This window comes from Nocardiopsis sinuspersici (assembly GCF_001998325.1).
GTDB lineage: Bacteria > Actinomycetota > Actinomycetes > Streptosporangiales > Streptosporangiaceae > Nocardiopsis > Nocardiopsis sinuspersici.
Genome location: NZ_MCOK01000001.1, coordinates 2734760 through 2748323 on the forward strand (window position 1 = coordinate 2734760; position 13564 = coordinate 2748323).

Below are 13564 nucleotides of genomic sequence, written 5' to 3' on the forward strand. Positions count from 1 at the left end.
TTCACGTTCCGTCGTGGTGCGGGCGGCCCGGCCGGGGGCACACTGCGACGGCTCTGGACGGGCGGCTCCCCGGTCAGGCCGCGGCGGCCGCCGCGGAGCTCCGGGAACGTCCGGGGCGCGGTGGTCACCTCTCGACGCGGTAGGCGCGGGCCTGGATCCCGTACAGCTCGGCGTAGCGCCCGCCGAGCGCGATGAGTTCCTCGTGACCGCCCTGCTCGCACACCCGGGCCCCGTCCATGACGATGATGTGGTCGGCCATGCGCACGGTGGAGAAGCGGTGGGAGACCAGGAGCGTGACGCGGTCCCGGTTCCTGAGGGCCCGGGCACGCTCCGCGTACTGCTCGAACAGCAGGTGCTCGGTCTCGGCGTCCAGGGCGGAGGCGGGCTCGTCCAGGAGCAGGAGCAGCGGGTGGTCGCGCATGTAGCCGCGGGCGAGCGCGACCTTCTGCCACTGCCCCTCGGACAGTTCGGCCCCCTGGGCCCAGGTGTTGCCGAGCTGGGTGTCCAGCCCCCGGTCGAGCCGGTCGACCAGGGCGCGGGCGTCGGCGCGCTCGACCGCCCGGTCCACGGCCTCCTCGTCCTGGGCCCGGGGCAGGTCGCCGAGGCCGATGGACAGGCGCAGCGGGTACTCGAAGCGCGCGAAGTCCTGGAAGGCGCCCGAGAGCCGTTCACGCCACACGTCGGCCGGCATGTCGGCCAGGGCGACGCCGTCGACCAGGATCCTCCCGGAGTCGGGCTCGTACATCTTCGCCAGGAGCTTGACCAGCGTGGACTTGCCCGCCCCGTTCTCGCCGACGACGGCCACCACCGACCCCGCCGGAAGGTGGAGCGAGACCTCGTCCAGGACCCGCCGGTCCGTCCCCGGGTAGGTGAACGAGACCCCGTCCAGGGTGATGCCCGAGCGCATCCGCTCCGGCGGAGGGGTCGGGTTCCGTCCGGCCGCCATGGAGGACAGCTCCTCCAGCCACAGCAGGCGGCGCCCGCCCTCCAACCAGATCATCCGCAGGAAGTGGACCTGGCTGAGCGTCTCACCGATGTACTGGGCCAGGCGGCTGCCGACGGTGAGCAGGAGGACGACCTCGGCCGCCGAGCCGCCGTTCAGCGCCACCCCGGCGACGGCGCCGACGAACGCACCGCTGAAGACGGTGAGTGCGATCGACTGCCACGCGGTGGTCGTCCAGCGGGCCCGGGACATGGCATGGTGGCGCGCGGCCCAGGCCTGGTGGCGTCCCTGGCGGACCCGTTCTCGGGTGCGGGCGACGCGCAGCTCCCGTCCGGGTGAGGCCTTGGTGCCCAGCAGGAAGAAGTGCCGCGCCAGGCGCTCGTGGTGTCCGAGCCTCTCCTCCAGCGCGTGTTCGGCCCCTCCGCGCCAGTGGGAGACCAGGGCGATGGGCACGGCGAACAGCCCCAGCAGGCCCAGCAGGGGGTGGACGGTCATCACCAGGGCGATGGTCAGGACCAGGCGCAGAACGGCGCCCACCGCCTGGAACAGGTACTGGTAGACCTCGCTCAAGGTGTCGGCGTGGTCGCGGACGAGCTGGACGCGGTTGACGTAGGAGGGGCGTTCGTGGTGCTCCAGGGAGGGGATGCCGCTCTGGAGCCGGACCACGTGCGCCTCCATGAACACCGCGGTGCGGTCGGCGAAGCGGCGGTTGGCCCGCTCGCTCAGCACGCGCAGCAGCCAGCTCATGACCGCCAGCGCCCCCAGGAGCACGGCGGCGGCGATCACGCCGGCCTGGTTTCCGGAGAGCACCGCGTCCGCGAGCAGTGCCAGGGCGGCGGCGATCAGGACGTCGGGCAGGGCGGCGCCGACCGTCGTGGCGAACGCGACGGCGATGAGCCCGGGGGAGGCCGTCCAGCCCAGGCGCAGCGTGCGGCCCAGGCCCCGCCAGGACGAGGGCAGGGGGTGGTCTTCAGCGGGCACTGTCGGCTCCGTCCTGTTCTTCGTTGAACCGCGCTGCCTGGAGGTCGAAGAGCCGCGCGTAGGTGCCCCCGAGGGCCATGAGCTCGTCGTGGCCGCCGAGTTCCACGACCCTGCCCCGGTCCACGACGCAGATCCGGTCGGCGCGGCGGACCGTGGAGAAGCGGTGGGAGATGAGCACGGTCGTGCAGCCCCGGGTGGCCTCCAGCACGCGGTCGAAGACCTCGGCCTCCCCGCGCACGTCCAACTGGGCCGTGGGCTCGTCCAGGACGACCACGCCCGCGCCCTGGTCCACCGCGCACAGGACCCGGGCCAGGGCGACGCGCTGCCACTGCCCGCCGGACAGGTCGGTGCCATTCGAGTACCCCGGGGAGAGGATCCGGTCGAGGTCGCGCAGGTCGGCGGCGCCCGCGGTCGTCAGGGCTCGGCGGACCTCTTCGGGGGTGGCTCCCGGGGAGGCCACGTTGTCCTTGAGAGAGAGTTCGTAGCGGATGAAGTCCTGGAAGATCGCGCTGGTCCGGCGGCGCCACGATTCCAGGTCCAGGTCCCTCAGGTCCGTGCCGTCGACCTCGATCGTTCCGGAGACCGGGTCGTAGAGGCGGCACAGGAGCTTGACCAGGGTCGACTTCCCGGCGCCGTTGACCCCGACCACGGCCAGCGAGCTCCCGGCCGCAACGGTGAGGTCGAGACCGTCCAGGACCGGCGCGGACATGCCCGGGTAGGTGAAGGTCACGTCGCGGAACCTGATCTGCGCCGCGGGCATCCCCTCCGCCGGGGTCCGTCCGGAGACCACGGCGCGGGCCTCGGCGCTGGAGGACATCGCCTGCTCCACGCGCAGCACCGACGCGACCCCGTCGGCGGCCAGGGACAGGGCCCAGTTCAGGCCGCCGAAGGCCAGGGCGCTCGCGCCCACGGCCGCGTAGGCGAAGGTGCTCACCTGGCCCAGGCCGATGGCGCCCGAGGCGGCGTCCCGTCCCAGGGACCAGAAGAACAGCCCTCCCGACACCGTCAGCACCACCACCGTCCAGCGCATCGGCTTCTGCCGTAGCCGGGTGGCGTGCCACCGCAGCTCGACCAGGGTCCGGCGTTCCGAGGCGAAGCGGTCCGTCAGCCAGCTCGCGAGGCCGAAGAGCCGGATCTCCTTGGCGGCGGGGGAGTCCACCGCCAGCCTGTAGGAGTACTCGGCGCGGCGCTGGGCGTCCAGGACCTCACCCGTGTTGCGGTCCCACTGGGAGCTCTCCCGGAGCAGCCAGTGGGTGGAGAGCCAGGCGCCTCCCACCAGGAGAGGCGCCCACCACGCGTAGGCGGCCAGGACCACCGCCTGCGCCAGACCCGAGACCGCCTCCACCAGACCGCCCGCGATGATGCCCATGGACAGGTGCAGGGGCGGGCCGGTCATCCCCAGGTCGAAGTCCCGGGCGACGGTGAGCTCGTCCATGTGCGCGCGGTCCTCCAGGTGCGCGACGCCCTCGGGGGTGCCCGCGGCGACCAGCAGGCGGTCGTGCAGACGGTCGGAGACGTGCTCGCCGAGAAGGGAGCCGACCTGGTTGTGCAGGGGCGTCATGACCTGCATGAGGACGAAGACCACGCCGAGCAGGAGCAGCGGTGCCGGCAGCGGGTCTCCGCCGGCGACGGCGCCGACGAGCGCTCCGACCGCCACGACGAAAACGGCGGGGAGGATCCCCTGGAACAGGATCAGCGCCCACCACACCGCGGTCAGCCCCGGGTGGGACTTCCACAGGGTGGCGAAGAAGACCCATTCCCTTCGCGCCCTGAGCAGGGCCGTCGGACCGCTCCTTCCGGGGCGCGCCACTTCTTCGGCGGCGGGGGTGGGCATCCTGTACACCAGCCTTTCTCTCAGCGGGTCTCGGTTGGGGGTAGGTCGATTCGTGCGACCGCACCGGTACCGAAGAGGGAGACGGAGGGGCGCACCCGCCCCGCCACGAGGCCGGCCAGCCGCGGAGAGCACGGGAAGGGCGGCCTGGGACCGCCGTATCATCGCACGCGCCGACATTCCCCGGCGAGCCGTTGAACGCCTCCTCGGCCGTGCCTCGGAGAGCCTTCCGCTCCGTCCCCCGTGATCACGGAAGACAGGCACGAAGCACCTTCGGGATCGCCTGGCCCGGACCCCTCGGCGACCGCGGAGCCCGTGCCGACCGGTCCGGGCGGCGGCCACGGCCGGAACCGCCGCGGCCGCCGTGACCGCTACGGCCGGGGCCGCAGCACGACCGGGAACTCCTTGAGGCTGGTGACCGAGAGCGCGGCCTGGATCTGGAGCTCCTCGTCGGGGACGGCCAGCCGCAGGTCGGGGAAGCGCTCGAAGAGCATCGGCAGGATGATCCTCGCCTCCAGGCGCGACAGCGGGGCCCCGGGGCAGATGTGCGGGCCGTACCCGAAGGAGATGTGGCGCCCCCTGGTCCGCGTCGGATCGAAGACGGCCGGGTGCGGGTCCTCCCCGAACTCCTCGCGGTCGCGGGTCGCCGCGCCGTAGTGCGTCATCAGGGCCTCGCCCTTGCGGATGGTCTCACCGCCGATCTCGACGTCCTCGGTGGCGAAGCGGAACATCATGACGTTGTTCGGGGGGTCGTAGCGCAGCGTCTCCTCGATCACCGCCTCCCACGTGACCTCGCCCCGCCTGAGCATGGCGAGCTGGTCGGGGTGGGCGAGCAGGGCGCGCACGACGTTGTTGAGCAGGTTGACGGTGGTCTCGTGCCCGGCCGCCACCACGGTCAGCAGGGTGATGGTGATCTCGGCGTCGCTGAGGGCGTCGCCGTCCTCCCCCGCCCTGAGCAGGTCGGTGGTGAAGTCGTCGTGCTCGTCGACGCTGGCGCGCTTGCGGGCGACCATCTCGGAGAAGAACCGGAACAGCGCGCCGTAGATCTCCAGGTGCTCGCCCTCCTCGGTGGTTCCGGAGAAGAGCTTGGCGTACATCTCGCCGAGCTGGGCGTACTCGGACTCGGCCACCCCGTACAGCTCCCCGATCACCCCCATGGGCACCCTGAAGGTGAACTCCGACTTCAGGTCCAGGGTCTGGCCGGAGCGCGGCTCCAGGGCGTCGAGCGCCCTGGCGGTGATCTCCTCGATGCGCGGGCTCAGGCGCTCCACCCTGCGCGCCGAGAACGGGCTGGCGATGAGCCTGCGCATGCGCCGGTGGGCGGCCCCGTCCAGGGCCAGCATGTTGGAGTCGTCGGTGGGGATCGTGCCCATCAGCGGCCAGCCCTCGGGGACCCGCCCGCTCTGGTAGTCGTCCCAGTGGTCGACGCTCTTGACGAACCGGGGGTCGTTGAGGGTGGCGCGGCTGACCTCGTGGTGGGTGGTGGCCCAGGCCCGGACCCCTCCGGGCAGTTCGACCCGGGTGAGGGGGCCGGCCTGGTAGAAGCGTTCCCGGTCGGCCTGCACGTCGTCGGGGACGGCGTGCAGGAGGGGGACTCCGTCGTCGGTGTGCTGCACGGGGCAGGACATCAGTGCACTCCTCGCGGGGGTGTGGGGGTGAAGGTGACCGGCAGCGACACGACTCCCCTGACCCAGGGTGAGGGCCGCCAGCGCACCTGTTCGGCGGGGATGGCCAGCTCGACGTCGGGAAGGCGGTCCAGCAGGACCTCGACGGCCGTGACGGCCATGGTCTCGGCGATCCCCCGCGCGGCGTGGGGGCAGCCGTGCTCGCCGTGGGAGAAGGACAGGTGGGCGTGGTTGCCCCGGACGGCCTCGGCGTGCCCTCCGACGCGCAGGCGGGGGTCCTTGTTGGCCGCGGCGAAGCCCAGCAGGACGAGGTCGCCCTTGCGGATGAGCTTGCCGTCCAGTTCCACGTCGTGGGCGGCGAAGCGCCCGGCGTTCATCTGGGAGGGGGAGTCCTCCCACAGGACCTCGGCCAGGGCCTCCCCCACGCTGCTGCGGGCACCCGACATGGAGGCCGAGAAGCGGTCGTCGGTGAGCATCAGGCGCAGGGCGTTGCCGATCCACTCCGCGGTGGTCTGGTGGGCCCCGCCCATGATCGCGACCAGTTCGGCGACCAGGTCCTCGTCGCCGTAGTCCGCGGGGTGGGCGATCATGCGCGAGACCACGTCCGGCCCGGGTTCGGCCCGGCGCGCGGCGATGAGCTCGGCGAACTCGGCGGCGATCTCGGCGTGGGCCCCGACGGAGTCGGGTCCGGCGTCGAACATGGTGCTCATGAGGGTGGTGACCGCCTCGCCCCGGTCGTCGTCCAGGCCGTACATCCAGCACAGCAGCAGGGAGGGGAGCCGCTGCGCGTACTGGGTGCGCAGGTCGGTGCCGGTGGAGGCGCAGAAGCCGTCGATGAGGCGGTCGGCCAGCCGGGTGAGGACCGTGCGCAGCTCGTGGGGGTCGGCCCCGTCGAGGGCGTCGTTGACCGCGGCCGTGCGGCGCCGGTGCTCCTCGCCCTCGGCGGAGAGCAGGTTGGGCAGGGGCACCAGGACGGGGAGCAGCGGCCAGTCCCGGGGCACCCGGTCCCAGGCGTTCCAGCGGCGCGGGCTGCGCGCGAACACGTCGGGGCTGCTCAGGACGTGGTGGAGCTCGCGGTAGCCGATCACCAGCCAGGCGGGGACGTCTCCCTCCATGAGCACGGGCACCACCGGGCCGTGGTCGGCGCGCATCTGCCGGTAGAAGCCGTCAGGGTCGGTGTTGAAGCGGTCGTCGTACAGCCGGACGGGTTCACCCATCGCGGACCTTCCGTTGGTGGGGAGGGGCGGTCGGGCACACGTCCGGAAGGCCGGCCGTGTCGGTGTCGTGGGTCCCGGCCGCGCGCGCCCGGCCCCGCCGGTGCGCGGGGACGGGAGCGGGCGGGGCGGGCGCAGCGGTCGCTCACCGGGAGCCTTCGCAGACGAGGGAGCGGACGTGGCGCACCAGGGCGATGAGGACCTGCTTGGCCGAGGCGCGCACGCGCGCGTCACAGCGCACCAGGGGGACGCCGGGGTCCAGGTCCAGGGCCGCGCGCACCTGTTCGAGGGTGTGGTCGGTGTCGCCGAAGTCGTTGTGGGCGACGATGAAGGGGGTGCCCTGGGCCTCCAGCCGGTCGATGGCGTACCAGGAGTCCTCCAGGCGGCGGGTGTCGACCAGGACGACCGCGCCCAGGGAGCCGGAGAACAGGCGGTCCCACAGGAACCAGAACCGTTCCTGGCCGGGGGCGCCGAAGACGTACAGGACCGAGGTGGCGTCCAGGGTGATGCGGCCGAAGTCGAAGGCGACGGTGGTGGAGTGCTTGGCCTCCACCCCGTCGGTGTCGTCGATCCCGTCCCCGGCACGGGTCATGGTCTCCTCGGTGCTGAGCGGGCGGATCTCGCTGACCGAGCGGACCAGGGTGGTCTTTCCGGCCCCGAAGCCGCCGACGACGGCGATCTTGAGGGCCTGTTCGGCGGTGGCGGGGAGCGGGGGGTGGGCATCATCGGACGCGGGCTGTCGGGCTCCGGAGGAGGGCCCGGCTCCGGAGGGGGGGCCGGGCGGCCCGGAGCCGGAGGGGGGTTCCGGGGCGGGGGACTCAGAGGTCGTGGAGTGCAACGAGCACCTTCTCCAACACGTCCGGGGAGGCGAGGGGGCGGGCCGGTGAGGGCGCCGGCCTGGGGTGGCGCGCGGTGATCCTCCCGGTGTCGAGCAGGTCGGTGAGCAGGATGCGCACGATCATCACCGGCAGGCGCAGGTGGGCGGAGACCTCCACCACCGCCATCGGGCTGTGGCACAGCTCCAGGATCCGGGCGTGCTCGGACTGCATGCCGGGGACGGGCCCGCTCTCGGCCACCACGAGGGTCACCGCGTCCAGGGAGTCGTCGGCTCCGCCGCTGCGGCCCGAGGTGATGACGTAGAGGCGGTCGGGCCCCTCCTGGCGGTGGGAGCGGGTCATGCGGTGCCGGTGGCGGCGCGGACCGGGGTGGACAGGTACTCGCCCATCTGCTCGACCAGTTCGTTCATGTTGTGTCCGACCAGGCCCGGTTCCGCCTCCGCGGAGGTGATGACGGCCAGGTGCGCGCCGTGCCCGGCCTCGACGATGAACAGCAGGCCGCCGTAGAACTCGGCCATGGCCTGGCGGACCCCGCCCGCGCCGTCGCCGAACTCCACCGACGCGCTGTGCGCCAGGCTCTGCACACCGGCGGCGATCGCGGCGAGGTGGTCGGCGCTGTCGGTGCGCAGGCCTGCGCTGTGGCACAGCTTGAGCCCGTCGCGGGAGAGCACGAGCGCGTGCCGGGTTCCGGGGGTGCGTTCCAGCAGGCCTTCGAGCAGCCAGGTCAACTTGTCGAGGTCCATCATGCGTCCTTATCCGGTCGGGTCCTGGCCGCGCACCGCGGAGCGGAAGGCGCCCAACCCCTGCGCCGAGGTGGCGGGACCGCTCCTGGCGGGAGCGGTCCGGGCGCTCTCGGCCGCCGCGAGGGTCTGGCCGCGGCGGCGTTGGGGAAGCCCGTTGGTGTCCGGGGTGGCGGCGTCCGCGGCGGTGGAGGGGATCGCGGCGGGGAGGGGGGTGGTGGCGGGGTCGGTGGGTGGCGCGGCGGACGGTGCGGCGGGCGCGGACGCCTTCGCCGCGGGGCCGGACGCCGGGGGCCCGGGGTCGGGTGCCGGGGGTTCGGGGAGGGGCTTGACGAGCTTCTGGGGCAGGAGCAGGATCACCGCGGTGCCCCCGCGGGCGGAGGAGCGGAAGGACACCGACAGGCCGTAGCGGTGGGCGATCTGCCCGACGACCGACAGGCCCAGGCGGGTGCCGGAGATGGTGGCCAGGTCCAGTCCGCCCTCGACGGCGCGGCGGGCGCGGCGCAGGGCCTCCTCCCCCATGACCAGGCCGCCGTCCTCGACCATGACCGCGATCCCGGCCTGGACCTCCTCCACGTGGACGTGGACCTCCGCGGTGGGCGGGGAGAACCTGGCTGCGTTGTCGAGGAGTTCGGCCAGGGCGTGGATGACGCCCTCGGCGGCGAACCCGGCGACCGCCTGGGTGGACACACTGTGGATGCGGACGCGCTGGTAGGCGCCGATCCTGGCCATGGCGCCGCGTACGACGCTCTCCAGTGCGATGGCGCGGCCCCAGCGGCGGCCGGAGCGGGCGCCGGTGAGGACGGCGATGCTGTCGGCGACGCGTCCGGCCTGGGCGGTGCTGTGGTCCAGGTGCATGAGGTCGCCGAGGACGTCGGTGCCCGCCTCACCGTCGCCGTGGCGCTCCTGCATCCGGCGCAGGTCGGCGAGCATGGTGGTGGTCAGGGCCTGGACGCGGCCGGCGGCGGTGGCGCAAGCGACCATGGCGGCGGAGCGGCGGCGTTCCGCCGCGGCGATCTCGGTGGCCACGGTCCGCAGGAGGGTGCGCCCGCCGTGGTCCCCGGGCACGGGCAGGCGGCGCAGGGCGGTGTCGGCCGACTCACCCTCGCGCAGGCGCTCGACCAGGCGGGGCAGGTGGTCGTCGGCCAGGGCGGCGGTGTCGGCGCGCGCGGCGCCGAGCCGGGCGCGCAGTTCGCCCGCCTGGTGGTCGCGGCGGTTGAGCAGCAGTGCGAGGGCCGCCAGCAGCAGGAGGGGAACCGCGGAGGCGGCCAGGAGTGGCAGGGTGCGCGCGTCGGGGGCGAACCAGGGAGTCATGGCCCACAGGGGCAGCGCGGCCAGGGGGACGAGGAGCCAGCGCGGCGCCGTCAGCCACGAGGGCGCGGCTCCGCGCAGGTGGGGGATGTTCCAAGCAGTCATCGGGCTCCACGTTCAGCCGCTCTGTTACCTCTGGTCGGGCACGGGAGGGGCGTGCCGGGCAGTTCTTTCCGTGCACGCCGGGCCCCGAAAGGGAGGAGAATTCCCTGGTTCCGCACTTTTCGGCGCACAGCGAGTCAACATACCAGCAGACGCCACAAGCGACCATGCCGGGATAATGAACTCTTTATCGCTCACGTGGTGCGTGCACGGTAAGCCCCGCGCGCTGGAACTCGCCGGGGGACGGCAGTCCGCCTTCGTGAAGGTACCGGGAATTTCCGGACGGCCATTGCCGCGGTACGCCTTTCCCCGCTCGTGAACTGCGGGAACGGTGCGCACGGGCGACGCGGGGAGTACGAGGCGGGGAGGGGAGGCGGAAGACGTGGAGAGGGGCCGGGCCAGAGGGCTCCCGGACGCGGCGCCGAGGCACCGAACCCCTGGTGTGCTCACAACGAACGCCCGTACGGAGAACGCCCACTGTGGCGGCCGAGCCATTCCGATGCGTCGGGGGTGGTTCCCAGGCGGGGAACACTTCAGGACGACGAAGTTGATTCCGGGACACGGGAGACGATTATGGCGCAATCACGCCGACCGCACCGGGACCCGTGCCTCCGTGTGACGGAAAGGGCACAGGGGGCATTGGAACGGAATTCTGCTCGGCCACGGGAACGGATGAACCGACCTTTGGGGGAACAGCGCCCTTACCTGGGAGGGGACATCCACGACGGATCGAATGAGGAAATAGGAGGATGTTTTCTTCCCCCCGAGGCCGCAATAGAGACACACCCGAAAAAGGCGCCCTCGAGTGCCGCAGGTCACATGTGCCAGACTCGGCGCACCGGACGACGTTCCGGTGGCGGGGTGGGCCCAAGGTGCCCAAGGTGGTTCGACCTCGGGTGAGCGGGGAATCTTGACGTGGACCGACGCGTTACACCCCGCGAGACCGCACAAGCGCCTGGAGGCACCCACACGATGGCCGAGCGAGCACTTCGCGGCACCCGGCTCGGGGCGACGAGCTATGAGAACGACCGCAACACCGACCTGGCTCCGCGGCAGGAGGTCACCTACGACTGCACCCGGGGCCACCGCTTCTCGGTCACCTTCGCGACCGAGGCCGAGATCCCCATTGAGTGGGAGTGCCGATTCTGCGGCGACCGCGCCCGTCGCCGGGACGGCACCGGCGAGGAGCCCAAGAACGCCAAGCCGGTACGCACCCACTGGGACATGCTGCTGGAGCGCCGGAGCATGGAGGACCTGGAAGAGGTCCTCGCCGAGCGCCTGGCCCTGCTGCGCGCACGTCGCCGCGAGGAGGCAGCGAAGGTGGAGGAGCTCGCCAAGCAGCGGCAGAGCGCCTGACCACCCCGCGACGGACACGAGGGGGCGGTGGACACTGGTCCACCGCCCCCTTCGTCGTGTCGGGGTGCGCCGGCGAACCGGGCCCCGGGGGCGAGGCGGTGCCCCGGCCGCCCGGGGCTCCTCGGGGCCGTGTGCGTGTCCGGCGGTTCAGGGGTGGGGGCGCGGGCCGTGCTCGGGCTCGGTCACTCGGCGGCGAAGGGGGCGTGGGTGGTGCCCACCAGCTCCTTCACCGAGTCGATCACCCGGGTCGGGCGGTAGGGGAACTGTTCGGCGGTGTCGCGCCCGGAGATGCCCGAGAGCACCAGGACGGTCTGCAATCCCGCCTCCAGGCCGCTGAGCACGTCGGTGTCCATGCGGTCGCCGACCATCAGCGTGTTCTCCGAGTGCGCGCCGATCCGGCGCAGCGCCGACCGCATCATCAGCGGGTTGGGCTTGCCCACGAAGTAGGGGCGGCGCCCCGTCGCCTTCTCGATCAGCGCGGCGACCGCGCCCGTGGCGGGCAGCGGGCCCTCGGTGCTGGGGCCGGTCACGTCGGGGTTGGTGGCGATGAACCGGGCACCGTTGCGGACCAGGCGGATCGCGCGCGTGATGGCCTCGAAGCTGTAGGTGCGGGTCTCACCGAGCACCACGTAGTCGGGGTCGCGCTCGGTCATCACGTAGCCGACGTTGTGCAGGGCGGTGGTCAGGCCGGACTCGCCGACGACGTAGGCCGTACCGCCCGGACGCTGGGTCTGGAGGAACTGGGCGGTGGCCAGGGCCGAGGTCCAGATGGACTCCTCCGGGATGTCCAGTCCCGTGTTGAGCAGACGCGCGCGCAGGTCGCGCGGGGTGTAGATGGAGTTGTTGGTCAACACCATGAACGCGGTCCCGTTCTCGCGCAGCTCCGCGATGAGCGCGTCCGCGCCGGGGATGAGGTGCTCCTCGCGTACGAGCACGCCGTCCATGTCGAAAAGGTAGTTCCACTGGTTGCTCACGTGCCCCATTGTGCCGTCCGGGGCGACGGGCACGCCATTGTTACCTCCCGGTAGTTGAGTATCCTCACACCGGATCGGCGGCCATGGTACGCAGCGGTGGCCGGGGGCGAGGGACCGGGCGGTGGCCGGGGAGGGCTCAGATCGGCGGCCAGGGCACGGCGGGCCAGTCCGGCGCCGGGTAGGGGTGGATGCCGTGGTCGATGAGCAGGTCCACCCGGTTGCGCACAGCGTAGGCCTCCGGGCCCGTCAGGTGCAGGGCCAGCTCCCGGGACAGGACGCTGTCGGGTTCCCTGAGCCGGACGCGCACCGCTGACAGCGCCTCCACGGCCTCCTCGGGCAGCGGCTGCCCCTGCCACTGCCACAGCACGGTGCGCAGCTTGTACTCCTCGGCGAAGGAGACGCCGTGGTCGCAGCCGTACAGGTGGCCGCCGGGGGTGGGCAGCAGGTGGCCGATCTTACGGTCGGAGTTGTTGATAACCGCGTCGAAGACCGCCATGCGGCGCAGGGCCGCGTCGTCGGTCCGCCGGGACAGGTCGACCAGGTCGACGGTGGCGTCACCGTGCACCCACAACTGCACCATACCCTCGCCGAACGGGCCCTCGCGGTGGACCGTGGGCGGGACGACCGCCCAGCCCAGGGCCTCGGAGACGGCGTAGGCGCTGACCTCGCGCCCGGCCAGGGTCCCGTCGGGGAAGTCCCACAGCGGGCGCTCCCCCGCCACCGGCTTGTACACGCACGCGGCGGAGCGGACGCCGTCGGAGACGGTGCAGTACAGGGTGGTGTTGGAGGCGACGGTCAGCCGCCCCTCCACGGTGAGTTCACCGGTGCGGAGCAGGTCGAGCCCGACGGCCGGGCTGAGGCCGTCGAAGGCGTCGGCGGTGTCCGTCATCGCGGGCTCCCGGGTGTGCGTGCGCGAAGGCCCGCCGGTGTCGTCCCCATCCGGCTCAGACGAGGCTGTCCGGACGGTAGCCGTTCTGGCGCGGGCAGACGTGGCCGGCGGGATCGAGCGGGCGTCCGCACAGCGGACAGTCCGGCCGTCCGGCGGAGACCACCTTCAGCGCGCGTGCGGCGAAGGCGCGGGCGGCGCCGGGGGTCAGGTAGACGCGCAGGACGTCGCGGTGGGCGGGGGCCTCCTCGGCGAAGACCTCCAGTTCCTCCTCGTCGTCCTCGACCAGGTCCTCAGCGGCGGTCTCGTCGATCTCCTGGGCCTCGATGATCACGCGTGCGGCCTCTGCGTCCCAGGCCAGGGCGAGCGTGCCGACCCGGAAGTCCTGTTCGATGGGCTGCTCCAGAGGGTCCTCGTCCTCGGGCTCGACGACGTCCTCCGGCGGGGAGCCGAAGCGCCGGTGCACCTCTTCCAGTAGTTCCTCGATGCGGGTGGCGAGCGCCTCGACCTGCGCCTTCTCCAGCACCGCGCTGGTGATGCGCCCCTCGCCCACGGCTTGGAGGAAGAAGGTGCGGTCTCCCGGCTGGCCCACGGTTCCGGCGACGAACCGCTCCGGCGGATTGAACTGAAAGACGGGCATGCAAAGAACCTTACGGGATACGGACGGTCCGGCGCCAAACCTCCCGGACGCGCTGGTGAGCCGGGATCGCGGGATCAGGATCCCTCCCACGTGTCACCGACGCCTCCGGCCGGGGCCCGGGCCGT

The 13564-nt window shown here is 72.5% G+C and carries 12 protein-coding genes; 1 reads left to right on the top strand and 11 read right to left on the bottom strand.

The features are described 5' to 3' along the window. Nucleotides 1-124: 124 nt before the first annotated feature. The 8 genes from NOSIN_RS11775 to NOSIN_RS11810 form a co-directional block, all read right to left on the bottom strand. Entirely contained in the window at nt 125-1924 is a 1800-nt protein-coding gene (locus NOSIN_RS11775; RefSeq protein WP_077690780.1) for an ABC transporter ATP-binding protein, read from the bottom strand. Further along, on the bottom strand, nt 1914-3758 hold the full coding sequence (locus NOSIN_RS11780; protein WP_171986583.1) for an ABC transporter ATP-binding protein: 1845 nt from the start codon (nt 3756-3758) through the stop codon (nt 1914-1916). Before NOSIN_RS11780 ends, NOSIN_RS11775 begins: the two co-directional genes overlap by 11 nt. Nucleotides 3759-4126: 368 nt before the next feature. After that, nucleotides 4127-5383, bottom strand: coding sequence for a cytochrome P450 family protein (locus tag NOSIN_RS11785; protein WP_077690781.1), 1257 nt, complete (start codon nt 5381-5383; stop codon nt 4127-4129). Then, nucleotides 5383-6597: a cytochrome P450 gene (locus NOSIN_RS11790; protein ID WP_077690782.1), complete on the bottom strand. Its 1215-nt coding sequence runs from the start codon at nt 6595-6597 to the stop codon at nt 5383-5385. The genes NOSIN_RS11785 and NOSIN_RS11790 overlap by 1 nt, the downstream gene beginning before the upstream one ends. A gap of 142 nt (nt 6598-6739) precedes the next feature. Continuing rightward, entirely contained in the window at nt 6740-7432 is a 693-nt protein-coding gene (locus NOSIN_RS11795; RefSeq protein WP_077690783.1) for a GTP-binding protein, read from the bottom strand. Beyond that, nucleotides 7413-7772 (bottom strand): DUF742 domain-containing protein, encoded by a 360-nt coding sequence (locus NOSIN_RS11800; protein WP_077690784.1) that lies wholly within the window; start codon nt 7770-7772, stop codon nt 7413-7415. The genes NOSIN_RS11795 and NOSIN_RS11800 overlap by 20 nt, the downstream gene beginning before the upstream one ends. Further along, entirely contained in the window at nt 7769-8173 is a 405-nt protein-coding gene (locus NOSIN_RS11805; protein WP_077690785.1) for a roadblock/LC7 domain-containing protein, read from the bottom strand. The genes NOSIN_RS11800 and NOSIN_RS11805 overlap by 4 nt, the downstream gene beginning before the upstream one ends. A gap of 9 nt (nt 8174-8182) precedes the next feature. Next, nucleotides 8183-9586, bottom strand: a complete 1404-nt coding sequence (locus NOSIN_RS11810; RefSeq protein WP_077690786.1) for an ATP-binding protein — start codon at nt 9584-9586, stop codon at nt 8183-8185. Nucleotides 9587-10555: 969 nt separating this feature from the next. Between NOSIN_RS11810 and NOSIN_RS11815 the strand changes: the two genes are divergently transcribed. Continuing rightward, entirely contained in the window at nt 10556-10939 is a 384-nt protein-coding gene (locus NOSIN_RS11815) for an RNA polymerase-binding protein RbpA (RefSeq protein WP_077690787.1), read from the top strand. Nucleotides 10940-11121: 182 nt separating this feature from the next. Here NOSIN_RS11815 and NOSIN_RS11820 read toward each other — a convergent pair whose 3' ends face one another. The 3 genes from NOSIN_RS11820 to NOSIN_RS11830 all read right to left on the bottom strand — a co-directional run bounded on the left by NOSIN_RS11820 (nt 11122) and on the right by NOSIN_RS11830 (nt 13439). Beyond that, the gene (locus tag NOSIN_RS11820) at nt 11122-11922 is read right to left on the bottom strand and encodes an HAD-IIA family hydrolase (protein WP_077690788.1); all 801 of its coding nucleotides are present in this window, start codon (nt 11920-11922) and stop codon (nt 11122-11124) included. A 127-nt stretch (nt 11923-12049) separates the two neighbouring features. Further along, nucleotides 12050-12802 (bottom strand): SCO1664 family protein, encoded by a 753-nt coding sequence (locus NOSIN_RS11825; protein ID WP_077690789.1) that lies wholly within the window; start codon nt 12800-12802, stop codon nt 12050-12052. Nucleotides 12803-12857: 55 nt separating this feature from the next. After that, on the bottom strand, nt 12858-13439 hold the full coding sequence (locus tag NOSIN_RS11830; protein ID WP_077690790.1) for a DUF3090 domain-containing protein: 582 nt from the start codon (nt 13437-13439) through the stop codon (nt 12858-12860). Nucleotides 13440-13564 lie beyond the last annotated feature (125 nt).